Source organism: Streptomyces albireticuli (assembly GCF_021228125.1).
Lineage (GTDB): Bacteria > Actinomycetota > Actinomycetes > Streptomycetales > Streptomycetaceae > Streptomyces > Streptomyces albireticuli.
Map to the genome: position 1 here is coordinate 152,993 of NZ_JAJQQS010000004.1, position 23,219 is coordinate 176,211.

Here is a 23,219-nt window from a genome sequence, read left to right on the forward strand (position 1 = left end):
GTGAACGGGCAACAGCCGGGCATGCGGCTTCACGGGCCCGGGCGCACCGGGTCCGCGGGGGCTGCTACTGCTCGGCCGGGGCGGTCTCGCGCGTGCCGAGGAGCACGCTGTCGCGGCCGTCCTCCTCGGTGAGCTGGACCTTGACCGTCTCCCGCAGCGACGTGGGGAGGTTCTTGCCGACGTAGTCGGCGCGGATCGGGAGCTCGCGGTGGCCCCGGTCGACGAGGACGGCGAGCTGGACGGCGCGCGGGCGGCCGATGTCGCCCAGCGCGTCGAGCGCGGCGCGGATCGTGCGGCCGGAGAAGAGCACGTCGTCGACGAGGATCACCAGACGGCCGTCGACGCCCTCGCCGGGGATCTCGGTGCGGGCCAGCGCGCGGGCGGGCCGCAGCCGCAGGTCGTCGCGGTACATGGTGATGTCGAGGGAGCCGACCGGCATCGTGCCGCCGGTGATCTCTTCGAGCTTGGCGGCCAGCCGGCGGGCGAGGAAGACGCCGCGCGTGGGAATGCCGAGGAGCACCACGTCGTCGGCGCCCTTGGCGCGTTCGACGATCTCGTGGGCGATACGGGTCAGGACCCGGGCGATGTCCGGTGCTTCGAGCACGGGACGGGCGGAGACGGAACCCGGAGGGATTGCGTCACGGTGTGCGTCCATACGAAACGGACCTCCTTCTCCGCCTCACGGGACGGACTTTAAAGGACGTCGGATTAACGGTTTCACGTTACCAGGGTCCGCGCTGAACAGGCGCCATCGCCCCTGACGGGGGATGCTGTGGACCATTCGGCTTGACGAAGTCAGATTACGCTGCGTAACCTCACAGTGAGTTACCAGTCTTCGTCCGGGGAGCTTTATGTCCAGCGAATACGCCAAACAGCTCGGGGCCAAGCTCCGCGCCATCCGCACCCAGCAGGGCCTCTCCCTCCATGGCGTCGAGGAGAAGTCCCAGGGCCGTTGGAAGGCCGTCGTAGTGGGCTCGTACGAGCGCGGCGACCGTGCAGTGACCGTCCAGCGCCTGGCCGAGCTGGCCGATTTCTACGGCGTTCCGGTGCAGGAACTGCTGCCGGGCACCACTCCCGGCGGGGCCGCCGAGCCGCCGCCGAAGCTGGTCCTGGACCTTGAGCGCCTGGCCCATGTGCCGGCCGAGAAGGCGGGCCCGCTCCAGCGTTACGCGGCGACCATCCAGAGCCAGCGTGGCGATTACAACGGCAAGGTCCTGTCGATCCGCCAGGACGACCTCCGCACTCTTGCCGTGATCTACGACCAGTCGCCTTCGGTGCTCACCGAGCAGCTGATCAGCTGGGGCGTCCTGGACGCCGACGCGCGCCGCGCCGTCCAGCACGAGGACGCCTAGCCGTCCCGGTCATTAAAAAACGAACCGCCGTGGGGGGCGGGAAACCCATTGGGTTTCCCGCCCCCCACGGCGGTTTCGTCATGCCCGGCGAAGACTCGGCTTGAGCTCCTTGAAGCGGCCGAGCAGGCCGTTGACGAAGGCCGGCGAGTCGTCGGTCGAGAACTCCTTGGCGAGCTGCACCGCCTCGTCGATCGCGACCGCGTCCGGAGTGCCGTCCTCCCAGATCAGCTCGTAGGCACCGAGCCGCACGATGTTCCGGTCCGCGACCGGCATCCGGTCCAGGTCCCAGTCGACCGCGTAGGTGGCGATCAGCTCGTCGATACGGGCGACGTGCTCGGCGTACCCCTCGACCAGCTGCATGGTGTACTCATTGACCGGCGGCTGCCGGTCGTCGGACCGCGAGTGCCGGATCCAGTCGGCGAGGACGTTCTGCACGGTGATCCCGCGCTGATCGGCCTCGAAGAGGATCTGGAAGGCGCGCTTACGGGCCTTGCTGCGAGCGGCCACGGTTAGCTGTTCACCCGACCGAGGTAATCACCGGTGCGAGTGTCGACCTTGATCTTCTCACCAGTGGTGATGAAGAGCGGGACCTGGATCTCGAAGCCGGTCTCCAGCTTGGCGGGCTTGGAGCCACCGGTGGAGCGGTCGCCCTGGACACCCGGCTCGGTGTGCTCGATGACGAGCTCGACGGCGGCGGGCAGCTCGACGTAGAGCACCTCGTCACCGTGCTTCGCGACGACGGCCTCGAAGCCCTCGAGCAGGAAGTTGGCGGCGTCGCCGACGGTCTTGCGGTCGACGTGCAGCTGGTCGTACGTGTCCATGTCCATGAACACGAAGTACTCGCCGTCCATGTACGAGAACTGCATGCCGCGCTTGTCGACGGTGGCCGTCTCGACCTTCACGCCCGCGTTGAAGGTCTTGTCGACGACCTTGCCGGAGAGCACGTTCTTCAGCTTCGTACGGACGAAGGCGGGGCCCTTGCCGGGCTTGACGTGCTGGAACTCGACGACGGACCAGAGCTGGCCCCCGTCGAGCTTGAGCACCATGCCGTTCTTGAGGTCGTTCGTGGATGCCACGGTTGCGGTATCTCCTGGGCTGGTGGAACCAGAAAGTGCGGTGCGCCCGTCAGAGCGCGAGCAGCTCTTTGGTCGTAATGGTGAGTAGCTCGGGTCCGCCATCCGCTTCTGAGCGGACGACGAGCGTGTCATCGATCCGGACCCCGCCGCGCCCCGGGAGGTGAACCCCCGGATCTACGGTGACCGGCACGCAAGCGTCCAGTTTACCCATTGCCGAAGGCGTCAGCCGAGGGTCCTCGTCGTTTTCGAGTCCCACGCCGTGTCCGATGCCCGGTCCGAGCCGCTCGCCGTGCCCCGCGGCCTCCAGCACGACCCGCGCCGCGCGGTCCACATCGCGGTACGGGGTGCCCGGCGCGAGGGCCTCCCGGCCGGCCCGCTGGGCCGCGAAGACCTGGTCGTACAGCTCGATCTGCCAGTCCGCCGGGGTGGTGCCGATGACGAAGGTGCGGGCGATCTCGCTGCGGTAACCGCGGTAGTCGGCGCCCAGGCAGACACTGAGGAAATCGCCCTCCTCGACCCGCCGGTCGGTGGGCGTGTGACCGGCGAGGCCGGAGTTCGGCCCGGCCCCCACCGAGGTCGGGAAGGCCGGACCGGCCGCGCCGTGGTCCACCAGCCGGCGCTCCAGCTCCAGCGCCAGATGGCGCTCGGTGCGGCCGACGAGGATGGACTCCAGGAGCTCGCCGAGGGCCTGGTCGGCGATCTCCGCCGCGATCCGCAGCGCGGAGATCTCCTCGGGGTCCTTGACCAGCCGCTGCTGTTCCACGGCCGTGCCCAGGTCGTCCAGGCGCAATCCGGGCGCGACCGAGCCCAGGGCACGGTGCCGGGCGACGGTGAGGTGGTGTTCCTCGACGGCCAGCGAGCCGACGCCCGCCTCCACGGCCCGCTCGGCGGCGGCGACGGCCGGATCCGCCTCGGGCGCGGCCAGCACCAGGACCCGTACGTCCTCCGCGGGGTGGTCGGTCGCCCGGTATCCGAAGGGGTCCGTGACACAGCACAGGAGGTCCTGACCGGCCCCCAGGAGCAGCGTGGCGCCCGGCGGGGCGCCACCGGCCAGATACCGGACGTTGGCGTCGCCGGACACCAGGGCGGCCTCGCTCCCGGCCGCCTCGCAGCGCTCACGCAGCCGCGCGCGGCGAGCCGCGTACACCTCGGACATGCCTCCGAGCGTACGGCGGGGCGGGACGCCCGGCCGTCCCAGCGCGTCCGACCGGGCGCGGGCCGGGCTACCGGCCGGGGCCGGGCGGCGCGGCGAGGGCGCGGGCGACGATGTCGTCGAGGAGGCGGCCGGTGGTGGCGACGTCCTGCTGGGAGTTGTCGATGATGGGCAGCCCGGAACCGTACCAGCCGGCCATCCGGCCGTGGATCCGGGCGACCTCCTCGTCACTGAGGCGGCGGTTGCCGGAGCGCTCGGCGTTGCGCTCCAGGACGACCTCCAGGCCGGGCAGCAGGACGACGGGCAGCAGGCCGGGGCCGACGTGCCGCTTCCAGCCGCCGAGGCCGACGACGGGCCGGTCGGGGAAGACGGCGTCGTCGAGGATGCAGGAGATGCCGTTGGCGAGGAAGTTCCGGGCGGCGAAGCCGCAGGTGCGGCGGGCGAGGCGGTACTGCGCCTCGGAGTGGTCGTTCCAGCCGGACCGCGGGTCGGCGAAGCCGGACCGCACCCATTCGCGGACGTCGTCGAGGCTGATGTGGGCCGTGGGCACCCGGCGGGTGTCGGCCCAGTGCCGGGCCACGGTCGTCTTGCCCGCGCCGGCCGCCCCGATGAGGAGCACGGCCACGGGGGCGTGCGCGGGGTCGGCGACGGGCGGGGGCTGCGGGAGGGCCGGGGCGGCGGGGAGGGGAGGGGGTGCGGGCAGGGTGAAGTGGCCGGTGGGCCCCGCGGGGGGTGCGGGGGGCATCGGGGGGTGACCGAGGAGGCCGGGCGTGTGGGGTGGTGGCGGTCCCACGGGGTGCTGCATCCGGTGGCTCCGTCTCTTGCGGCGGGTGGCAGGGCGCGGGGGTGGTGGCGTACGGGGCTTTCCCCTACCCGCCCCTTCCCGATACCGGGGGGCAAGCCCCCGGGCCCCCCTTTTCCGCGCTGACGCGCGGCGTCCTCAAGCGCCGGACGGGCTGGATTCTCCAGCCCGTCCGGGGGCACCTCCTGGGGGCACCCCCAGCGGTAGCTGGGGGAGGTAGCCGGGGGAGCTTGAGGACCGGGGTCCGGGGCGGAGCCCCGGGACGGGAAGGGGCGGGGCTGGGGAGAACAACCCCCCGGCCAGACGGGAGCGTACCCGAGCCCGTTCCCGCGACCACCGTCGTGGGAACGCCCGTGTCAGCCGCCGAGTTCCTCCGCGAGCGCGCGGAGCGCCAGGCGGTACGAACCGATGCCGAACCCCGCGACCGTCCCGCTCGCGACCGCCGCGATCACGGACGTGTGGCGGAACTCCTCCCGGGCGTACGGGTTGGAGATGTGCACCTCGATCAGCGGTGCCGTGCGCTGCGCGGCCGCGTCCCGCATCCCGTAGGAGTAGTGCGTGAACGCGCCGGGGTTGATGACGACCGGGAGGGAGCCGTCGGCGGCCTCGTGCAGCCAGCGGATCAGCTCGCCCTCGTCGTTGGTCTCCCGGACGTCGACGGCGAAGCCGAGCTCCTCGCCGAGCCGGGCGCACTCCTCGACCAGGCCCGCGTAGGAGGTCGCGCCGTACACATCGGGCTCGCGGGAGCCGAGCCGGCCGAGGTTCGGCCCGTTGAGCACGAGGACCTTGCGTGCCCGCGCCTGCTCGCCCACGGCGCTCACGCCGCGATCTCGGCGTGCGCGGCCAGCAGCATCGCCGGGTCCGGCGACTCCAGGACCGTCGGCTTGGCGAGACCGTCGAGGACGATGAAGCGCAGCCGGTCGCCGCGGGACTTCTTGTCGACCTTCATGTTCTCGACCAGCTTGGGCCACTGGTCGCCACGGTAGGTGACGGGCAGGCCCACGGCCTCCAGGATCGCGCGGTGCCGGTCGGCGGTCGCGTCGTCCAGCCGGCCGGCGATCCGGCCGAGCTCGGCGGCGAAGACCATGCCGACGGAGACGGCCGCGCCGTGCCGCCAGTTGTAGCGCTCGTTCTTCTCGATGGCGTGGGCGAGGGTGTGACCGTAGTTGAGGATCTCCCGCAGGCCCGACTCCTTGAGGTCGGAGGAGACAACCTCGGCCTTGACCCGGATCGCGCGCTCGATCAGCTCGGCGGTGTGCGGGCCCTCGGGCGTACGGGCCGCCTCCGGGTCCGCCTCGATCAGGTCGAGGATGGCCGGGTCGGCGATGAAACCGGCCTTGATGATCTCGGCGAGGCCGCTGACGTAGTCGTGCACCGGGAGCGACTCCAGCGCCGCCAGGTCGCACAGCACCCCGGCCGGCGGGTGGAAGGCGCCGACGAGGTTCTTGCCCTCGGCGGTGTTGATGCCGGTCTTGCCGCCGACGGCCGCGTCGACCATGGCCAGCACGGTGGTGGGCACGGCGATCCAGCGCACCCCGCGCAGCCAGGTCGCGGCGACGAAGCCGGCCACGTCGGTGGTGGCGCCGCCGCCGACGCCGACGATCACGTCGGTGCGGGTGAAGCTGGTCTGGCCGAGCGCCTTCCAGCAGTAGGCCGCGACCTCGACGGTCTTGGCCTCCTCCGCGTTGGGGAGCTGGATCGCGATGGCCTCGTAACCCTGTGCGGCCAGGTCCGCGCGCAGCACCTCCCCGGTCTCGGCGAGCGCCTCGGGGTGCAGCACGGCCACGCGCTTGGCCTGGGTGCCGATCAGTGCGGGCAGCTCGCCCAGCAGCTGGCGCCCGACCAGGACCTCGTACGGCGCGGTGCCCGCGCTGCCGGCGACCTGGATGCGGGTGGGGGCGTCGGTCATGCGTTCCTCACTGCGGGGTGTCGGGGGTACGGTCCCGGGGCAGGGCCAGCGCGTCGAGCACGGCGTCGGCCACCTCGGCCGGGGTCCGGTCGCCGGTGCTGACGGTGGCGCGGGCGACCTCGGTGTACAGCGGGCGGCGCGCCGCCATCAGTTCGCGCCAGCGCTGCCGCGGGTTGACCGCGAGGAGCGGGCGGGGGGCGTCCAGGCCCACCCGGCGCACGGCGTCGGCGAGCTCGACGTCGAGGAAGACCACCGGCAGGCCCTTGAGCAGGGCGCGGGTGCCGTCATCCATGATCGCGCCGCCGCCGAGGGCGAGCACCCCGGGGTGCTCGGCCACGGCGTCGCGGACGGCCTGCCGCTCCAGCTCGCGGAAGTGCGGCTCGCCCTCGTCGACGAAGATCTCCGGGATGGACTTGCCGGCCCGCCGCTCGATGTCGGCGTCCGTGTCGCGGTAACCGGTGCCCAGCCGCTGGGCGAGCAGGGCACCGGTGGTGGACTTGCCGGATCCCGGCGGGCCCACCAGCACGACGAGGGGCGGGGTCACTTGATGGCCAGGTTGTCGAGGTAGCCCTGGACGTTGCGGCGGGTCTCGGTGACGCTGTCGCCGCCGAACTTCTCCGTCACCGCGTCGGCCAGCACCAGCGCGACCATGGCCTCGGCGACGATGCCCGCGGCGGGCACCGCGCAGACGTCGGAGCGCTGGTGGTGGGCCTGGGTGGCCTCACCGGTGGTGACGTCGACGGTGGCGAGCGCGCGGGGCACGGTGGCGATGGGCTTCATGGCCGCCCGGACGCGCAGCAGCTCACCGGTGGTCAGACCGCCCTCGGTGCCGCCGGAGCGGCCGGAGGTGCGGCGCAGGCCCTCGTCGGTGGCCACGATCTCGTCGTGCGCCTTGGAACCGGGCACCCGGGCCAGCTCGAAGCCGTCGCCGACCTCGACGCCCTTGATGGCCTGGATGCCCATCAGGGCGGCGGCCAGCCGCGCGTCGAGACGGCGGTCCCAGTGGACGTGCGAGCCGAGGCCGACGGGCACGCCGTAGGCGAGGACCTCGACGACGCCGCCGAGGGTGTCGCCGTCCTTGTGGGCCTGGTCGATCTCGGCGACCATCGCCTTGCTCGCGGCCTCGTCCAGGCAGCGCACCGGGTCGGCGTCCAGGCGCTCGACGTCGGAGGGCTTCGGGTAGACGCCGTACGGGGCCTTGGCGGCGGCCAGCTCCACGACGTGGGAGACGATCTCGATGCCGGCCGTCTCCTTGAGGAAGGAGCGGGCGACGGCGCCGAGGGCGACGCGGGCGGCGGTCTCGCGGGCGGAGGCGCGCTCCAGGATCGGGCGGGCCTCGTCGAAACCGTACTTCTGCATGCCCGCGAGGTCGGCGTGGCCGGGGCGCGGGCGGGTCAGCGGGGCGTTGCGGGCCATGGTGGCGAGCTCGGCCGGGTCGACCGGGTCGGCCGCCATGACCTTCTCCCACTTGGGCCACTCGGTGTTGCCCACCATGATCGCGATCGGGGAGCCCAGGGAGAGACCGTGGCGCACCCCGCCGAGGAAGGTGACCTCGTCGCGCTCGAACTTCATCCGCGCGCCGCGGCCGTAGCCGAGCCGGCGCCGGGCGAGGGCGTCCGCCACCAAGTCGGTGGTGACGGGCACACCGGCGGGGAGACCCTCCAGCGTCGCCACCAGTGCCGGACCATGCGACTCCCCGGCCGTCAGCCAGCGCAACCTGCTCAACGGGACTCCTCTACTCGCACCACGGATCATGCAGTGGCGCGCCGCGGGGGCGCCGCCCAGCGCAGCTGGGGGCGCGCGGCCCTGGCCCGCCGCCTCTGATCCTCCCATGCCGGGAGGGCGTTCCCCGCCGCAGGTCCGCCCGCCGGGCCTACTGCGTCAGATAGGAGCGGCCGGAAGCGGCTACTCCGTCAGCTCGCGGCCCGCGGCACGGGCCGCCAGCGCCGCCTCGCCCGCGGCGCGCATGGCCGCCAGCGGCGACGTGTCGCGGCCGGTCATCAGGCCGACCTGGAGCACCGCCTGGTGGACGAGCAGGTCGAGGCCGCCGACGACGGCTCCGCCGCGCTCGGACCAGGCCGCGGCCAGCGGGGTCGGCCAGGGCTCGTACAGCACGTCGAAGAGGGTGCCGGGGCGGTCCGGGACGGCGCCGGCGAGGCCGTCGGTGGCGCCCGCCGGGGTGGTCGCGATCACGAGCGGCGCGGCGAGGCCCTCGGCGGCGCGGGACCAGTCGGCGGTGCGCACGGACACGCCGAGGCGCTCGCCCCACCGGCGCATCTCGTCGGCCCGTGCCTCGCTGCGGACGTACGCGGTGACCTCGCCGGAGCAGATCCGGGCGAGGGCGGCGAGGGCGGAGGAGGCGGTGGCCCCGGCGCCGAGGACGGCGGCGGAGGGCACCGACCCGACACCGCGCTCGCGCAGCGCCGCCACGATGCCCGGGATGTCGGTGTTGTCGCCGACGCGGCGGCCGTCCGGCGTGAACACCACGGTGTTGACGGCCTCGACGGACCCGGCGGTCTCCCGCACCTCGTCCAGCAGCGGGATCACCGCCCGCTTGAGCGGCATGGTCAGCGAGAGCCCGGCCCAGCTGCCGTCCAGCCCGTCCAGGAAGGCGGGCAGCGCCGCCTCGTCGACCTCGAAGCGGTCGTACGTCCACTCCCCCAGGCCGAGCTCCGCGTAGGCCGCGCGGTGCAGGACCGGGGAGAGGGAGTGGGCGATCGGCGATCCGAGCACGGCCGCCCGGCGGCGGTGCTCCCTCAGGTCACTCATTCCTGGTTCTTCTGCTTCCTGGCGAACTCGTCGGCGAGCTTCTGGTGCTCCGCGTAGGTCGCGGTGAACGTCGTGGTCTTCCCGTCGAGGGAGACGAAGTAGTACCAGTCACCGGGCTCCGGGTCCATGGCCGCCTTGAGCGCCTCTTCGCCGGGGTTGCCGATGGGGCCCGGGGGCAGGCCCTTGTTCTTGGTGAAGTACGTGTTGTACGGGTGGTCCAGGGAGCGCATCGCCGCCTGGCTCATGTTCAGCTTGCTCTGGTTCGTCGCGTAGTTGTACGTCGAGTCGAACTCCAGCTTGCCGTTCGTCTGGGTGTTGCTGGGCTTGAGGCGGTTGTAGATGACGCGCGACATCTTGCGGAAGTCGTCGTGCGTCTTGCCCTCGGCGTTGACCAGGCTCGCCACGGTGATCAGCTGGAGCGGGGACTTCAGGCCGAGTTCCCTGGCCTTGCCCTCCAGGTCCTGCTTGGCGTAGGTCTCCTTGGCCCGCGCCACCATCTGCTTGAGGACGGCCTCCGGCTTGGTGCCCTTGCCCGCGCTGTACTGCGAGGGGAAGAGGAAGCCCTCCAGCGGATCCTGGATCTTCGGGTCGCTGTTCGCCCAGTCCGGCAGCCCGAGGTTCTTCGCCTCGCGATTCGCGACGCCCTTGGTCGTGCCCTCCGGGAGGCCGAGCTTCTGGTCGATGGCGGCGTAGATCTGGACGGCGCGGCGGCCCTCGGCGATGGTGAGGAAGTTCGCGGCGTTGGTCATCATCTCGACGGCCGCCTTGCCCGACATCTCCTTGTGCAGGGTGTACGTGCCGGGCTGGATGGCCGCGCCCTTGGGGTTCTTGCCGGCGGCCTCGGTGAAGGCGCCGACGCTCTTCACGACGCCCGCCTTCTGGAGGACCTCGCCCATCTGGCCGACGCCGGCCCCCTTGGGGATCTCGACCTGCACCTGGCCGGTGCCCTCGCCGTCGTAGTCCGGCGCGGCGCCGAAGTGCGTCTGCCAGTAGTCGTAGGCGAGATAGCCGCCGCCACCGACCACGCCCACCAGCGCCACGGCGACGACCAGGCAGGCCGTACCGCTGCGGCGCTTGTTCTTCTTCTTGGGCTTCTTGCCGCGCCGGTCCCGCCGGGACCCGTCGCGGGGCTCGTCGGCGGCGTCACCGGAACTACCGGCGGGCGCCGGGGGGGCCGCCGGTTCGTCGTCGAAGAGGGAGATCTTCTCCTCGTCGGGCTCGGATTCCCAGCGCACGGCCGGCTCGGGCTCGGGCGCCCGCTGCTGCTCGTACGCCTGCTGCTGCCCCTGCTGCTGACCCTGGTGCTGCTGCGGCACCTGCGGCTGCGCGTGCGGCGGGTAGGAGGCGTCCTGCTGCGCGTAGTAGTCGGGGCCGCCGCCGGCGTAGGCGCCGGCGGACTGCCCGTACTGCTGCTGGCCGCCCTGCTGGTGGCCGTACTGGCCCCCCGCGGTCTGCGAGGGGTCCCAGTCGTACTGCTGCTGACCGTGCTGCTGGCCGTACGAGGACTGCTGCTGCGACTGCGGGTGCTGCTGCTGTCCGCCGTACCCCTGGTCCCCGTACAGAGGGTCCCCGGGGTGCCACGGGTGGGAGCCGGAGTCCCGGCCGTACTCAGTCATCGATCCCCTAGAGCCGCACAGCGGCAGCCGGCGCGTTCTCGTGAGCGCGAGTCCGAATCGTCCGGTTCTACCGGGACGACGCGCGGACAGCTGCCATGTCGCGCGGAACGTTACCGTATTGCGATCAGATGACCACTTCGACGGCCTCGCCCGGAGGCCGCCCGGAGACCTTCTCGATCTCCAGCGCGTTCTGGAGGATCACCACGGCGGCCGCCTGGTCAACGACCGAGCGCCCCTTCTTCGAGGACACCCCGGAGGCGCGGAGCCCCTGCGTCGCTGTGACGGTCGTCATGCGCTCGTCGACCAGCCGGACCGGCACCGGCGCGATGCGCCGGGCCATCTCCCGGGCGAAGGTCCGCACCTTGGCCGCGGCCGGCCCCTCTCCCCCCTTGAGGGAGCGGGGCAGACCGACGACGACCTCGACCGGCTCGTACTCCGCGACGATCGCCACGAGCCGCTTGTGGGCCTGCGGGATGTCACGGCCCGGGACGGTCTCGACCGGGGTGGCGAGGATCCCGTCGGGGTCGCACGAGGCGACCCCGATCCGGGCGTCCCCGACGTCCACGGCGATACGCCTGCCTCGTCGCACGATCAGGCCGCTTCCGCCACGAGACGCTCGACGGCGGCCATGGCCTCGTCGACGGCCTCGGGGTTCTGCCCGCCGCCCTGGGCGACGTCCGGCTTGCCGCCGCCACCGCCGCCGAGGGTCTTGGCGGCCGTACGGACCAGGTCGCCGGCCTTGAGGCCGCGCTCACGGGCGGCGTCGTTGGTGGCGATGACCGTCAGCGGGCGGCCGCCCGCCACGGTGAACAGCGCGACCACGGCGGGACGGCCGCCGTTGATGCGGCTCCGCACGTCGAGGACGAGCTTGCGCAGGTCGTCGGCGCCGGTGCCGTCCGGCACCCGGCCGACGGCCAGGGCCACGCCCTTGACGTCCTTGGCGCCCTCGGCGAGACCCGCGGCGGCCTGGAGGACCTTCTCCGCGCGGAACCGCTCGATCTCCTTCTCGGCGTCCTTGAGCTTGGCGAGCATGCCCGAGATCTTCTCGGGGAGCTCCTCCGGACGGCCCTTGACCAGCTCCTGGAGCTGGGCGACGACCGTGTGCTCCTTGGCCAGGAAGTTGTAGGCGTCGGCGCCGACGAGGGCCTCGACGCGGCGCACGCCGGAGCCGATCGAGGACTCGCCGAGCAGCTTCACCAGGCCCAGCTGGGCGGTGTTGGCGACGTGCGTGCCACCGCACAGCTCCTTGGAGAAGTCGCCGATGGTCACGACGCGGACGCGCTCGCCGTACTTCTCGCCGAACTCGGCGATGGCGCCGGCCTTCTTGGCCTCGTCGAGGCTCATCACCTCGGCGTGGACCTCCAGCTCGCGGGAGAGGACCTCGTTGATCCGCTGCTCGACGTCGGTGAGGACGCTGCCGGGGACGGCGGCCGGGGAGCCGAAGTCGAAGCGGAAGCGGCCCGGGGAGTTCTCCGAACCGGCCTGGGCGGCCGTCGGGCCCAGGGCGTCGCGCAGCGCTTGGTGGGTGAGGTGGGTGGCGCTGTGGGCGCGGGCGATGGCCCGGCGGCGGGCGACGTCGATGACGGCGTACGCGGTGGCGCCGACGGTGACCTCGCCGACCTGGACGACGCCCTTGTGGACGTTGACTCCCGGGACGGGCTTCTGGACGTCGCGGACCTCGATCACCGCACCGCTGTCGAGCTTGATGCGGCCCTGGTCGGCGAGCTGGCCACCGCCCTCGGCGTAGAAGGGGGTGCGGTCCAGGACGACCTCGACCTCGTCGCCCTCGGTGGCGGCGGGCGAGGGCACGCCGTCCACCAGCAGGCCGACGACGGTGGCCTCGTTCTCCGTGCCGGTGTAGCCGGTGAAGACGGTCTCCCCGACGCTGTCGGCCACCTCGCGGTAGGCGGACAGGTCGGCGTGGCCGGTCTTCTTGGCCTTGGCGTCGGCCTTGGCGCGCTCCCGCTGCTCCTTCATCAGGCGGCGGAAGCCGTCCTCGTCCACGGACAGGCCCTGCTCGGCGGCCATCTCCAGGGTGAGGTCGATCGGGAAGCCCCAGGTGTCGTGGAGCAGGAACGCCTTGTCGCCGCCGAGGACCGTGCCGCCCGCGGCCTTGGTCTCGGTGACGGCGGTGTCGAGGATGTTGGTGCCGCCCTTGAGGGCCTTGAGGAAGGCGGCCTCCTCGGCGAGCGCGACGGTCTCGATGCGCTTGCGGTCGGTCACCAGCTCCGGGTACTGCTCGCCCATCGTGCGGATGACGACGTCGACCAGCTCGGCCACGACCGGGCCGGTGGCGCCGAGCAGGCGCATGTTGCGCACGGCGCGGCGCATGATGCGGCGCAGGACGTAGCCGCGGCCCTCGTTGCCGGGGGTGACGCCGTCGCCGATGAGCATGACGGAGGTGCGCATGTGGTCGGCGACCACGCGCAGCGAGACGTCCGTGCCGTGGGCGGCGCCGTAGCGCACGCCGGTGAGCTCGGTGGCCTTGTCCATGACGACGCGCAGGGTGTCGGTCTCGTACATGTTCTGCACGCCCTGCAGGATCATCGCGAGGCGCTCGAGGCCGAGGCCGGTGTCGATGTTCTTGCTGGGCAGGTCGCCGAGGATCGGGAAGTTCTCCTTGTCCTCGCCGGCGCCGCGCTCGTACTGCATGAAGACCAGGTTCCAGATCTCCACGTACCGCTCGTCGTTGACGGCGGGGCCGCCCTCGGCGCCGAACTCGGGGCCGCGGTCGTAGTTGATCTCGGAGCACGGGCCGCAGGGGCCGGGGACGCCCATGGACCAGAAGTTGTCCTTCTTGCCCAGGCGCTGGATGCGCTCGGCGGGGACGCCGATGACGTCGCGCCAGATCCGCTCGGCCTCGTCGTCGTCGAGGTAGACGGTGATCCAGAGCTTCTCCGGCTCCAGGCCGTAGCCGCCGTCCGCCACGGAGCTGGTGAGCAGCTCCCAGGCGTGCTTGATGGCGCCTTCCTTGAAGTAGTCGCCGAAGGAGAAGTTGCCGCACATCTGGAAGAACGTGCCGTGGCGGGTGGTCTTGCCGACCTCTTCGATGTCCGGGGTGCGGACGCACTTCTGCACGCTGGTGGCGCGCGGGAAGGGCGGCTTGACCTCGCCGAGGAAGTACGGCTTGAAGGGGACCATGCCGGCGGGGACCAGGAGCAGCGTGGGGTCGTCCGCGATGAGCGACGCCGACGGCACGACGGTGTGCCCGCGCTCCTCGAAGAAGCGCAGCCAGCGGCGGCGGATTTCAGCCGACTCCATCAGTGGTCCTCTTTCCGGGTGAAGTGGTAGGTGTGGTTCGGTTCGAGTGCGGCCAGGCGGCGCTGCTCGGGCAGTTCGTGGTGCTCGGGGCCGGGCGCGGTGCCGAGGCCGAGCGCGTCCTTGAGCGCCTCCTCGCGGTGCGCCATGCCGTCGCGTACGTCGAGTGCGAAGAGCTTGACCCGGCGGCCGGCGATGACCGCGCGGTCCGCGGCCTGGAGCGCGAGGCTCTCGGGGGTGAGCTTGGCGAGCTTCCGGTTGACCTTGGTGGTGGCCCAGACACCGGCTGCGACACCGGTGGTGAACCAAAAGGTGCGGCGGAACATTTCTGGGGTCAACCCTTCCCACGGGCGCGGCGGCTGCCGCGCCGGGCGGACGGCAGGGTCCGGTCGACGGTCCGGCCGACGAACGCGGAGCGCTCGGGGGCGGGCTCGGCCTTGCGGCCCATCGCGCGCCGCACGCCGTACCCGAACGCGGCGACCTTGACCAGCGGACCGCCGAAGGCGGAGGAGACGGTCGAGGAGAGCGCGGAGGCGTTCGCCGTGACCTCCTGGACGTCCGCGGCGATCGAGTCGACGCGGGCGAGCTGGGTGTGGGCGGAGCGGACGGTGGCGGAGGCGTCGGCGAGGAGCGGGACGGCCTGCTCGGAGACGTCGGCCACCAGCTTGGTGGCGGCCTTCAGCGTCTGCGCGAGGCGCACGAGCACAAGGGCGAGGAAGGACACGAGGATCGCCCAGAAGACGGCCACGAGGATCCCGGCCACCTCTCCACCGGACACGCTGCACCGCTCCCTGCTGGTCGTCGTCGGTTGCCTGCTGCTTGCTCAATGACGTCTGCGGACGTCCCTGGACGTCCGGTACGACCTTATCGCGCCGGGCCTCGGCACCCGTACCGCATTGACGGCGCCCCGCCGGGGGCGGAACCGGTGCCCACCAGCCGGAGTTTACGGTGCGCATCCTCATCAGTACGCTCTGTGTGCCATGTCACCGCACTCCGGCTCCGCGTTCCCACCGTCCTCACAGTTCCCCCCGCGACCGGGCTCGGCGTCGCACGGCGCGACGCCTGGTTCCGGCCGGTTCGCCCCGCCGGGCAACCTCCCGGCCGAGCCGGGCCGCTTCGTCGGCCGCGCCGAGGAGCTGGCGGCGCTGGCGGACGAGCTGGCGCGGTCCCGGGTGGTGACGGTCACGGGCGTCGGCGGCGTCGGCAAGACGCGGCTGGCCGGCCGGGTGGCGAGAGAGGTGCAGTATCGCTTCTGCGACGGGGCGTGGCTGGCGGAGCTGTCGACGCTCACCGACCCCGCGCTGCTGGACCACGCGATCGCCGGCGCGCTGGGCCTGACCGACCACACCGACCGCCCGCCGCGCGCCTGTCTGCTGAAGCAGCTCGCCGACCGCCGCCTGCTGCTCGTCCTCGACGGCTGCGAGCACCTCGTGGAGGAGTGCGCGCCGCTGGTGCGCGAGCTGCTGCGGCGGGCACCCCGGCTGCGGGTCCTGGTGACGTCCCGGCGGCCGCTGGAGATCGCGGGAGAGCAGGTCTTCCCCCTGCGGCCGATGACGGAGCCGGAGGCCGCCGCGCTGTTCGAGGACCGGGCGGCGGCGGCCTGGCCGTCCTCGCTGCGGCCCCGGTCCGCCCGCGCCGAGCCGGGTGCCGTGGCGGAGCTGTGCCGCAGGCTCGACGGCATCCCGCTGGCCCTGGAGCTGGCCGCGGCGCGGCTGGGCGCACTGTCGGTGACCCAGGTGCTGGAGCGGCTGGACGACCGCTTCCGGCTGCTGACCGGGGGCGCGCGCGGGGAGCTGCCGCGCCACCAGACGCTGCGCACGACCATCGGCTGGAGCCATGAGCTGTGCACGCCCGCCGAGCGGCTGCTGTGGGCCCGGCTGACGGTCTTCGCGGGCCTCTTCGACCTGGAGGCGGCGGAATACGTCTGCTCGGGCCCGGAGCTGCCCGCCGAGGACCTCCCGCTCGTCCTGGCGGAGCTGGTGGCGCAGTCCGTGGTGGTCCGCGAGGACACCCCGCCGGGGCCGCGCTACCGGCTGCTGGACAGCGTGCGGATGTACGGGGCGGGCTGGCTGGACGCGCTGGCGGACTCCGAGCGGATGCGGCGCCGGCACCGCGACTGGTACATGGGCCTCGCGACCTGGTGCGAGCTGGACTGGTTCAGCCCGCGGCAGGCGGAGGTGGCGGCCATGGTCGACGCCGAGCTGCCGAACCTGCGCCTCGCCATGGAGCACAGCCTGCAGGACAGCGCTGAGGCGCACATCGGCCAGTATCTGGCGGGGACGCTGTGGTTCTGCTGGGTGGGCTGCGGCCGGCTCGCGGAGGGCCGGTACTGGCTGGACCGGGCCGTGGCGGTGCCCGCCGACAATCCGGCCACCGAGGAGACCCGGCTGAAGGCGCTGTGGGTGCTCGGCTATGTGGCGGTGCTCCAGGGCGACCCGGCCGGCGCGGTCGCCGCGCTGGACGAGTGCCGCCGGACCGCGGAGCGCACCGGGAACGCCCGCGCCCTGGCCTACGCCGAGCACCGCACCGGCTGTCTGGCGCTGGTCTCGGACGACATGCCGCGGGCGGAGGCGCTGCTGCGCGGCGCGCTGGCCCGCTACGAGGAGATCGGCGAGCTCAACAGCAATGTGCTGATGGGCAAGGTGGAGCTGGCGATGGCGGTGGCGTTCCGGGGCGACCTGGCGGACGCGGTGCGCCTGTGCGAGGAGGTGCGGGACGTCTGCGAGGAGCACGGCGAGCGCTGGACGCTGGCCTACGCGCTGTACGTGCTGGGGTTCGCGGCGTTCGGCGGCGGCGACGGCGTGCGGGCCCGGGCGCTGCTGGAGGAGTGCCTGGCCATCGACCACGCCTTCCACGACCTGGTGGGTTCGGTGCTGGCGCTGGAACTGCTGGCGCTGATCACCCTGGAGGGCGACGGCGGGGCGCACGAGGGCGACGCGGTGGAGGCCGCGGTGCTCCAGGGGGCCGCGGGGCGGCTGTGGCGCTCGGTGGGGCTGCCGCTGTTCGGCTCGCGGTACTTCAACGGTCCGCACGCGCTGTGCGAGCGGCGGCTGCGGGACCGGCTGGGCGCCCGGCGGTACGAGAACCACGTCCGAGAGGGGGCCCGGCTCGATCTTGACGCGGTGACGGCGCGGGCGCTGCGCGGGCCCCGGCCGGACCACGAGAGCCTGCCGGACCGGGGCAGGGTGCCGGGCGCGCGCACCCGCTCACGGTCCCCGGAAACGCACCGGCCCGCCGGCTCTCCGGTCACGGGGACCGGGGAGACGGCGGGCTGAACCGATCTCGCGGGAGCCGCTCCCCCGGCTACGGCCGGGGGGCGCTCCGAGGATCAGCGGGCGTAGTACTCGACGACGAGCTGCTCGTCGCAGATGACCGGGATTTCCTTGCGGTTCGGGTCACGGTCCAGGCGGAAGGCCAGCGCCTGCAGGTTGACCTGCAGGTAGCGCGGGGTCTCGCCCTCACCGGCGTAGCCGCCGGCCATGGCGACCTGGAAGGGGTGCTTGGCGCGGCTGCGCTCGCGGACCATCACGACGTCGTCGGGACGGACGCGGAACGACGGCTTGTCGACCTTGCCACCGTTGACCTCGATGTGGCCGTGGACGACCATCTGACGGGCCTGGTAGATGGTGCGGGCGATGCCCGAACGCAGGACCAGGGCGTCGAGGCGGCGCTCGAGCTCGACGACCAGCGCCTCGCCCGTCTTGCCCTCGGCCTTCTTGGCGCGGTCGTAGGCGCGGGCCATCTGGCGCTCGCTGATGTCGTACTGGGCGCGCAGACGCTGCTTCTCGAGCAGACGGACCTTGTAGTCCGAGTTCTGCTTGCGGCCGCGGCCGTGCTCACCCGGCGGGTAGGGGCGGGCCTCGAAGTACTTGACAGCCTTCGGGGTCAGCGCGATACCGAGCGCACGGGACTTCTTGACCTTGGGACGCGACTGGTTAGGCACGTTCTCCAGACCTCCGTTGTAGGTTAGGTTAGGCTCACCTTACTCAAGGAGATCGCATGTCTCGCCCTGGGAAAACCACGCGCGCCACAGACAACACAGACGAGAATGTCGACGCGGCACAGCGCATCGACTCGACGGAGGTCCGATCAGCTCATGGTCTGCCGCGTCCCAGCGGGCTTGAAATCGCGCGGATGCCGTCAGCAGCCGAGCGCACACGAACTCTCGTACAGAGTACATGCTCCGCCGTGCTCCTCATCCCGGGGCTGGCCGGGGGTGCCGCCACGCGCGTGGACCAGCTGACCCCCGAGGCGCGCAGCGTGGGCCCCGACGGCGAGATCTTCCTGGTCTTCCCGGCCGATTCCCCGGCCGTCCGGGCCGCCACGCACGCGCAGGACGACGAGCTGGCCGCCGTGCTGGAGATCACGGACGTCGCGCCGGTCTCCGTGCCCCACCGGATCCGCGGCCGCGCCTGGATCTCCGGCTGGCTGACCTGTGTCCCCGGGGTCACCGAGCCCGGCCGGATGATGCTGCGGCTGGAGGTCGGCGAGACCAGTGTGGACGACCTGTGGGGCGCGGAGAGCGTCGAGCCGGACGACTTCGCGCGGGCGGAGCCCGATCCGCTGGTGTCGCACGAGGCGGAGCTCCTCCAGCACCTGCACTCGGCCCACGGCGACCAGGTGCGCGGACTGTCCGCGCTGCTCGGCGAGCGCGGCTCGGCGGCCGAGCACCGGGCGGTGCCGCTCTCGCTGGACCGCTTCGGCCTGCGGATCCGCTTCACGGAGGGCACGGGCGGGGGCACGGGCGCGGCCGACCGCACCTTCGACGCGCGGTTCGAGTTCCCGGAGCCGGTGCGGGACATCGCCCAGTTGCGCAGGGCGATGCACACGCTGTTCGAAGCGGCGCTGGGGTAGGCGCGGCCCGTCACACCGGGGCTACGCCCCGGGCCCGGCCCTCGGACGCCGGACGGGCTTGAACACGGATCGCCCGGACCGGGCTCGATCAAGCCCGTCCGGCGTCCGAGGACACCGCGCGAAGCGCGGCGGGAGTCCCGGGGCGCGGCCCTCGGATCACTCGTCGGATCACTCGCCCGGCCCCGGCGGGGGCTCACCGCGCAGGCGGGCCCGGACGCGCTCCGCCACGTCCGCGTACCGCGCCTCCGCGCCGTACCGCGTCGGCTCGTAGTAACGCTTGCCGTGGATCGCGTCCGGCGCGTACTGCTGCGCGGCGATGCCGCCGGGCAGGTCGTGCGGATAGAGATAGCCCTGGGCGTGGCCCAGCTTCTCCGCGCCCTTGTAGTGCCCGTCGCGCAGATGCGGGGGGACCGGGCCCGCGAGACCCGCGCGGACGTCCGCGAGGGCCGCGTCGATCGCGAGGTACGCCGCGTTGGACTTGGGGGCGAGCGCGAGGGCCACGGCCACCTGGCCCAGCACGATCCGGGCCTCCGGGAAGCCGATCAGCGCCACGGCCTGGGCACCGGCGACCGCCGTCTGCAGAGCGGTGGGGTCGGCCATGCCGATGTCCTCGCTCGCCGAGATCATCAGCCGCCGCGCGATGAACCTGGGGTCCTCCCCCGCCTCGATCATCCGGGCGAGGTAGTGCAGCGTGGCGTCCACGTCCGAGCCGCGGATCGACTTGATCAGGGCGCTGGCCACGTCGTAATGCTGATCGCCGTCGCGGTCGTACTTCACCGCGGCCCGGTCGACCGAGTCCTCCAGGGTCTCCAGGGTGATCTCGGGCTCGCCCTTGGCGATGGCCGAACCGGCACCGGCCTCCAGGGCGGTGAGGGCACGGCGCGCGTCGCCGCCGGCGATCCGCAGCAGATGCCCTTCGGCGTCCTCGGACAGCGTGACCGCGCCGCCGAGGCCGCGCTCGTCGGTGAGCGCGCGGCGCAGCAGGCCGCGCAGGTCGTCGTCGGTGAGCCCTTGGAGGGTGAGCAGCAGGGAGCGGGAGAGCAGCGGGGAGATGATCGAGAAGTAGGGGTTCTCCGTCGTGGCCGCGATGAGCGTGACCCAGCGGTTCTCGACGGCGGGCAGCAGGGAGTCCTGCTGGGCCTTGCTGAAGCGGTGGATCTCGTCGAGGAAGAGGACGGTCTCCTTGCCGTAGCCCCCGGAGGCGCGGCGGGCGCCGTCGATGACGGCCCGCACCTCCTTGACCCCGGCGGTGATCGCGGACAGCTCCACGAAGCGCTTGTTGGTGGCCTGGCTGACGACATAGGCGAGCGTCGTCTTGCCGATGCCGGGCGGGCCCCAGAGGATCACCGAGGACGGGCCGGCCGGCCCTCCGCTGCCCTCCCCGACCAGGCGGCGCAGGGGGCTGCCCGGCTTGAGGAGGTGCCCCTGGCCGACGACCTCGTCGAGGGTGCGCGGGCGCATGCGGACGGCCAGAGGACTGCTCGCCGGGTCTTTCTCCTGGCGGTCCTCCGCGGCGGCGGTGAACAGGTCGGGTTCCACGTCGAAAACCCTATGCCACCGCACTGACAACGCCGCCGGACAGGGATGTCCGGCGGCGTCGACGTGTCAGTGGAGTGCGGGGGCGGTCAGGCCGAGCCGCCCGTCCAGAAGTCCCACCACCTGGTGAGGACGAGCATCCCGATGACGCCGATCCACAGCACCGGCACCACCCAGTGGAACTCCAGCAGGCCGTTCTTCACCGCCCCGCGGACGGGGAGGAAGCCGTGCCGGATGTTCTGCACGGTGACGTACCAGAACATCACGATCGTGGCGACCCAGGCCAGGCAGCACCACAGGCAGAGCGAGCCGATGACGTACAGCGACTGGTACTGGAGCCAGGTCACGAAGCCGACGCCGAAGAGACAGCCCGCCTCCATGCCCAGCCAGTACCAGCGGCCGAAGCGGGCGCCGGAGAGCAGCGCCAGCCCGATCGCGATGATCGCGCCGTAGCAGACCAGGCCCAGCATCGGGTTGGGGAACCCGAAGGCGTGCGCCTGCTCGCTCTCCATGATGTTGCCGCAGGAGACGATGGGGTTCAGGCTGCACCCGGGGGTGTAGGTCTTGCCCGCGACCTTGGCCTCAAGGATCTTGTTCTTGTCGATCGTGATGACCCAGGCCGCGAGCAGCCCCATGGCGCCGGTGATCACCAGCAGCAGTGCGAACGCGCGGCTGCCGCCGACGGGCCCCGTGGCCGGGCCGTCCCGTTCCGCTCCGTCGGTCGCCGAGCGGTCAAGTGCCGAAGTGGTCATAGCGCCGTTGATCCCATCAGTCGGTCGTCGCCGCCCATTCTGCCCCAAGCGCCCGGTAATCAGCCCTGCCGGGCGAGGAGTTCGCTCACCACCGCGTCGAACGCGACAGCGGTCTGCTCACCGCTCTCCAGGTCCTTGAGCTGCACCACGCCCTCGGCGAGGTCACGCTCGCCCGCGACGAGCGCGAAGCGGGCACCGGAACGATTGGCCGATTTCATGGCGTTCTTCAGGCCCTTGCCACCGAAGGCGAAGTCCGTGGCGACCCCGGCCCGGCGCAGCTCCGTCACCAGGCCGAAGAGGGTCTTGCGGGCCTCCTCGCCCAGCGGCACCGCGTAGACCTGGGTGGCGGCCGGCAGGTCGAGCTCGATGCCCTCGGCCTTCAGCGCCAGGACCGTGCGGTCGACGCCGAGCGCCCAGCCGACGGACGGCAGCGCGGGGCCGCCGATCATCTCGGAGAGGCCGTCGTAGCGGCCGCCGCCGCCCACCGCGGACTGCGAGCCGAGGCCGCCGTGGACGAACTCGAAGGTGGTGCGGGTGTAGTAGTCCAGGCCGCGGACCAGCTTCTCGTCGTCCACGAAGTCGACGCCGGCGGCGGTCAGCAGCGCGCGGACCTCCTCGTGGTAGGCCTTGCAGGCCTCGCAGAGGTGGTCGCGGAGCATCGGGGCGCCGACGAGCTGCTTCTGGACGGCCTCGCGCTTGTCGTCGAGGACCCGCAGCGGGTTGATCTCGATCCGGCGCCGGGTGTCCTCGTCGAGGTCGAGGCCGCGCAGGAAGCCCTGGAGGGCCTCCCGGTAGGCCGGGCGGCACTCCTTGTCGCCCAGCGAGTTGAGCAGCAGCCGGAAGTCGCTCAGGCCGAGCGACTTGTAGGCGTCGACGGCCAGGATGATCAGCTCGGCGTCCAGCGCCGGGTCCTCGGCGCCGATGGCCTCGGCGCCCACCTGCGAGAAGTGGCGGTAGCGGCCGGCCTGCGGGCGCTCGTAGCGGTAGTACGAGCCGGAGTACCAGAGCTTGACCGGGAGGTTGCCGGCCTTGTGCAGGTTGGCCTCCAGGGCCGCGCGCAGCACGGAGGCGGTGCCCTCGGGGCGCAGCGCGAGCTCGTCGCCGCCGCGCGTGGTGAGGGTGTACATCTCCTTGGACACGATGTCGGTGGACTCGCCGACGCCGCGGGAGAACAGCTCGACCTGCTCGAAGCCGGGCGTCTCGATGTAGCCGTATCCGGAGCGCTTGAGCGGCGCGGCGATGGCCTCGCGCACGGCGAGGTAGATCGCGGAGTCGGGCGGGGTCAGGTCGTAGGTGCCCTTGGGGGCCTTGAACGTACTCACGGAAAAATCGTCACATTCCTCGTCGCGGAGCGGCGGTAGAACCGCTTCCGATGCCGCGCTGCGCGTCGGCGACCTCCCGCAGGAACGGGTTGGTGGCGCGCTCGCGGCCGATGGTCGTCTGGGGGCCGTGGCCGGACAGCACCACGGTCGAGTCGTCCAGCGGCAGGGCCACGCGGGCCAGCGACCGGAGCATCTCGGCGTGATCGCCGCCGGGCAGATCGGTGCGTCCGATGGAGCCGGCGAACAGGAAGTCCCCCGAGAAGAGCACCGACGGGACGTCGGCGGTCTCGGGCATCCTGAAGGTCACCAGCCCCTTGGTATGGCCGGGCGCGTGCGCGACGGTGAACTCCATGCCCGCGAGCTCCAGACGGGTGCCGTCGGACAGCTCCTTGAGGTCATCCGGCTCTCCCACCGTCAGCTCGCCCATCAGACGCTCCCCCAGGGAGCGGCCCAGCGCCTTCTCGGGATCGCTCAGCATGTAGCGGTCCCCGGGGTGGATCCAGGCCGGGATGTCGTGCGCGCCGCACAGCGGGACGACCGACGCGACGTGGTCGATGTGGCCGTGGGTGACGAGGACGGCGACGGGCTTGAGCCGATGCTTCGCGAGTGCGTCCTCGACGCCCTGGGCCGCCTGGTGGCCCGGATCGATGATCACGCACTCCTCGCCGGCGGCAGGGGCGACCAGATAGCAATTGGTCCCCCAGGCCCCGGCGGGGAACCCGGCAATGAGCACGTTCGTCCTTAGAGATCGACCAGCGGAGAATCCAGCAGTGGATCACCGGGCCCCCGGCGGGGAACCCGGCCGCTACAGAGCCTACCG

22 protein-coding genes and 1 pseudogene are annotated in these 23,219 nt (G+C 72.3%); 3 read left to right on the forward strand and 20 right to left on the reverse strand.

The annotated features are described in order from the left end of the window. Positions 1-64 precede the first annotated feature (64 nt). The gene (gene pyrR / locus LUZ64_RS09020; protein ID WP_095580820.1) at positions 65-655 is read right to left on the reverse strand and encodes a bifunctional pyr operon transcriptional regulator/uracil phosphoribosyltransferase PyrR; all 591 of its coding nucleotides are present in this window, start codon (positions 653-655) and stop codon (positions 65-67) included. A 196-nt stretch (positions 656-851) separates the two neighbouring features. On the opposite strand from pyrR, the gene bldD reads away from it, so the two are divergent. Then, complete coding sequence (gene bldD / locus LUZ64_RS09025; RefSeq protein ID WP_004948690.1) at positions 852-1,352, forward strand: transcriptional regulator BldD; 501 nt, start codon at positions 852-854, stop codon at positions 1,350-1,352. A 78-nt stretch (positions 1,353-1,430) separates the two neighbouring features. On the opposite strand, the gene nusB is transcribed toward bldD, so the two are convergent. From nusB to LUZ64_RS09095, 14 genes and pseudogenes are all read right to left on the reverse strand, one after another. Then, on the reverse strand, positions 1,431-1,859 hold the full coding sequence (gene nusB, locus LUZ64_RS09030) for a transcription antitermination factor NusB (protein ID WP_087928977.1): 429 nt from the start codon (positions 1,857-1,859) through the stop codon (positions 1,431-1,433). Between the two features lie 2 nt (positions 1,860-1,861). Then, positions 1,862-2,428 carry an elongation factor P gene (gene efp / locus LUZ64_RS09035; RefSeq protein ID WP_095580821.1) on the reverse strand — a complete coding sequence of 189 codons (567 nt, stop codon included), beginning with the start codon at positions 2,426-2,428 and terminating at the stop codon, positions 1,862-1,864. Between the two features lie 49 nt (positions 2,429-2,477). After that, a complete protein-coding gene (locus LUZ64_RS09040) occupies positions 2,478-3,584 on the reverse strand; it encodes a M24 family metallopeptidase (RefSeq protein WP_095580822.1) in 1,107 nt (368 codons plus the stop codon). Positions 3,585-3,651: 67 nt separating this feature from the next. Next, positions 3,652-4,470: pseudogene (locus tag LUZ64_RS09045) on the reverse strand (AAA family ATPase); the annotation flags it as partial. A gap of 269 nt (positions 4,471-4,739) precedes the next feature. Further along, positions 4,740-5,195 carry a type II 3-dehydroquinate dehydratase gene (gene aroQ / locus LUZ64_RS09050; RefSeq protein ID WP_095583865.1) on the reverse strand — a complete coding sequence of 152 codons (456 nt, stop codon included), beginning with the start codon at positions 5,193-5,195 and terminating at the stop codon, positions 4,740-4,742. Positions 5,196-5,200: 5 nt separating this feature from the next. After that, entirely contained in the window at positions 5,201-6,292 is a 1,092-nt protein-coding gene (aroB, locus tag LUZ64_RS09055) for a 3-dehydroquinate synthase (protein ID WP_095583844.1), read from the reverse strand. Between the two features lie 7 nt (positions 6,293-6,299). Next, positions 6,300-6,836, reverse strand: a complete 537-nt coding sequence (locus LUZ64_RS09060) for a shikimate kinase (RefSeq protein ID WP_095583845.1) — start codon at positions 6,834-6,836, stop codon at positions 6,300-6,302. Continuing rightward, entirely contained in the window at positions 6,833-8,017 is a 1,185-nt protein-coding gene (aroC, locus tag LUZ64_RS09065) for a chorismate synthase (protein ID WP_095583846.1), read from the reverse strand. The genes LUZ64_RS09060 and aroC overlap by 4 nt, the downstream gene beginning before the upstream one ends. Positions 8,018-8,197: 180 nt before the next feature. Continuing rightward, positions 8,198-9,061: a shikimate dehydrogenase gene (locus LUZ64_RS09070; protein ID WP_095583847.1), complete on the reverse strand. Its 864-nt coding sequence runs from the start codon at positions 9,059-9,061 to the stop codon at positions 8,198-8,200. Next, the gene (gene mltG / locus LUZ64_RS09075; RefSeq protein ID WP_095583848.1) at positions 9,058-10,677 is read right to left on the reverse strand and encodes an endolytic transglycosylase MltG; all 1,620 of its coding nucleotides are present in this window, start codon (positions 10,675-10,677) and stop codon (positions 9,058-9,060) included. The genes LUZ64_RS09070 and mltG overlap by 4 nt, the downstream gene beginning before the upstream one ends. 124 nt (positions 10,678-10,801) lie before the next feature. After that, complete coding sequence (gene ruvX / locus LUZ64_RS09080) at positions 10,802-11,266, reverse strand: Holliday junction resolvase RuvX (RefSeq protein WP_087928969.1); 465 nt, start codon at positions 11,264-11,266, stop codon at positions 10,802-10,804. Positions 11,267-11,268: 2 nt separating this feature from the next. Further along, entirely contained in the window at positions 11,269-13,938 is a 2,670-nt protein-coding gene (gene alaS / locus LUZ64_RS09085; protein WP_095583849.1) for an alanine--tRNA ligase, read from the reverse strand. Beyond that, complete coding sequence (locus tag LUZ64_RS09090; RefSeq protein ID WP_095583850.1) at positions 13,938-14,261, reverse strand: DUF6167 family protein; 324 nt, start codon at positions 14,259-14,261, stop codon at positions 13,938-13,940. The genes alaS and LUZ64_RS09090 overlap by 1 nt, the downstream gene beginning before the upstream one ends. An 8-nt stretch (positions 14,262-14,269) precedes the next feature. Then, the gene (locus tag LUZ64_RS09095; protein WP_232390219.1) at positions 14,270-14,713 is read right to left on the reverse strand and encodes a DUF948 domain-containing protein; all 444 of its coding nucleotides are present in this window, start codon (positions 14,711-14,713) and stop codon (positions 14,270-14,272) included. A 202-nt stretch (positions 14,714-14,915) separates the two neighbouring features. On the opposite strand from LUZ64_RS09095, the gene LUZ64_RS09100 reads away from it, so the two are divergent. After that, the gene (locus LUZ64_RS09100; protein ID WP_107426688.1) at positions 14,916-17,210 is read left to right on the forward strand and encodes an ATP-binding protein; all 2,295 of its coding nucleotides are present in this window, start codon (positions 14,916-14,918) and stop codon (positions 17,208-17,210) included. A 53-nt stretch (positions 17,211-17,263) separates the two neighbouring features. Here LUZ64_RS09100 and rpsD read toward each other — a convergent pair whose 3' ends face one another. Next, a complete protein-coding gene (gene rpsD / locus LUZ64_RS09105) occupies positions 17,264-17,878 on the reverse strand; it encodes a 30S ribosomal protein S4 (RefSeq protein WP_087928965.1) in 615 nt (204 codons plus the stop codon). 191 nt (positions 17,879-18,069) lie between these two features. On the opposite strand from rpsD, the gene LUZ64_RS09110 reads away from it, so the two are divergent. Then, positions 18,070-18,789, forward strand: coding sequence for a DUF2470 domain-containing protein (locus LUZ64_RS09110; protein ID WP_095583852.1), 720 nt, complete (start codon positions 18,070-18,072; stop codon positions 18,787-18,789). Positions 18,790-18,957: 168 nt separating this feature from the next. Here the strand turns inward: LUZ64_RS09110 and LUZ64_RS09115 are convergent, their stop codons facing one another. The 4 genes from LUZ64_RS09115 to LUZ64_RS09130 all read right to left on the reverse strand — a co-directional run bounded on the left by LUZ64_RS09115 (position 18,958) and on the right by LUZ64_RS09130 (position 23,132). Continuing rightward, positions 18,958-20,328: a replication-associated recombination protein A gene (locus LUZ64_RS09115; RefSeq protein ID WP_095583853.1), complete on the reverse strand. Its 1,371-nt coding sequence runs from the start codon at positions 20,326-20,328 to the stop codon at positions 18,958-18,960. Between the two features lie 86 nt (positions 20,329-20,414). Beyond that, complete coding sequence (locus LUZ64_RS09120) at positions 20,415-21,077, reverse strand: vitamin K epoxide reductase family protein (protein WP_095583854.1); 663 nt, start codon at positions 21,075-21,077, stop codon at positions 20,415-20,417. A gap of 59 nt (positions 21,078-21,136) precedes the next feature. Continuing rightward, entirely contained in the window at positions 21,137-22,399 is a 1,263-nt protein-coding gene (gene hisS / locus LUZ64_RS09125) for a histidine--tRNA ligase (RefSeq protein WP_095583855.1), read from the reverse strand. 10 nt (positions 22,400-22,409) lie between these two features. After that, positions 22,410-23,132, reverse strand: a complete 723-nt coding sequence (locus LUZ64_RS09130; RefSeq protein ID WP_095583856.1) for an MBL fold metallo-hydrolase — start codon at positions 23,130-23,132, stop codon at positions 22,410-22,412. Positions 23,133-23,219 lie beyond the last annotated feature (87 nt).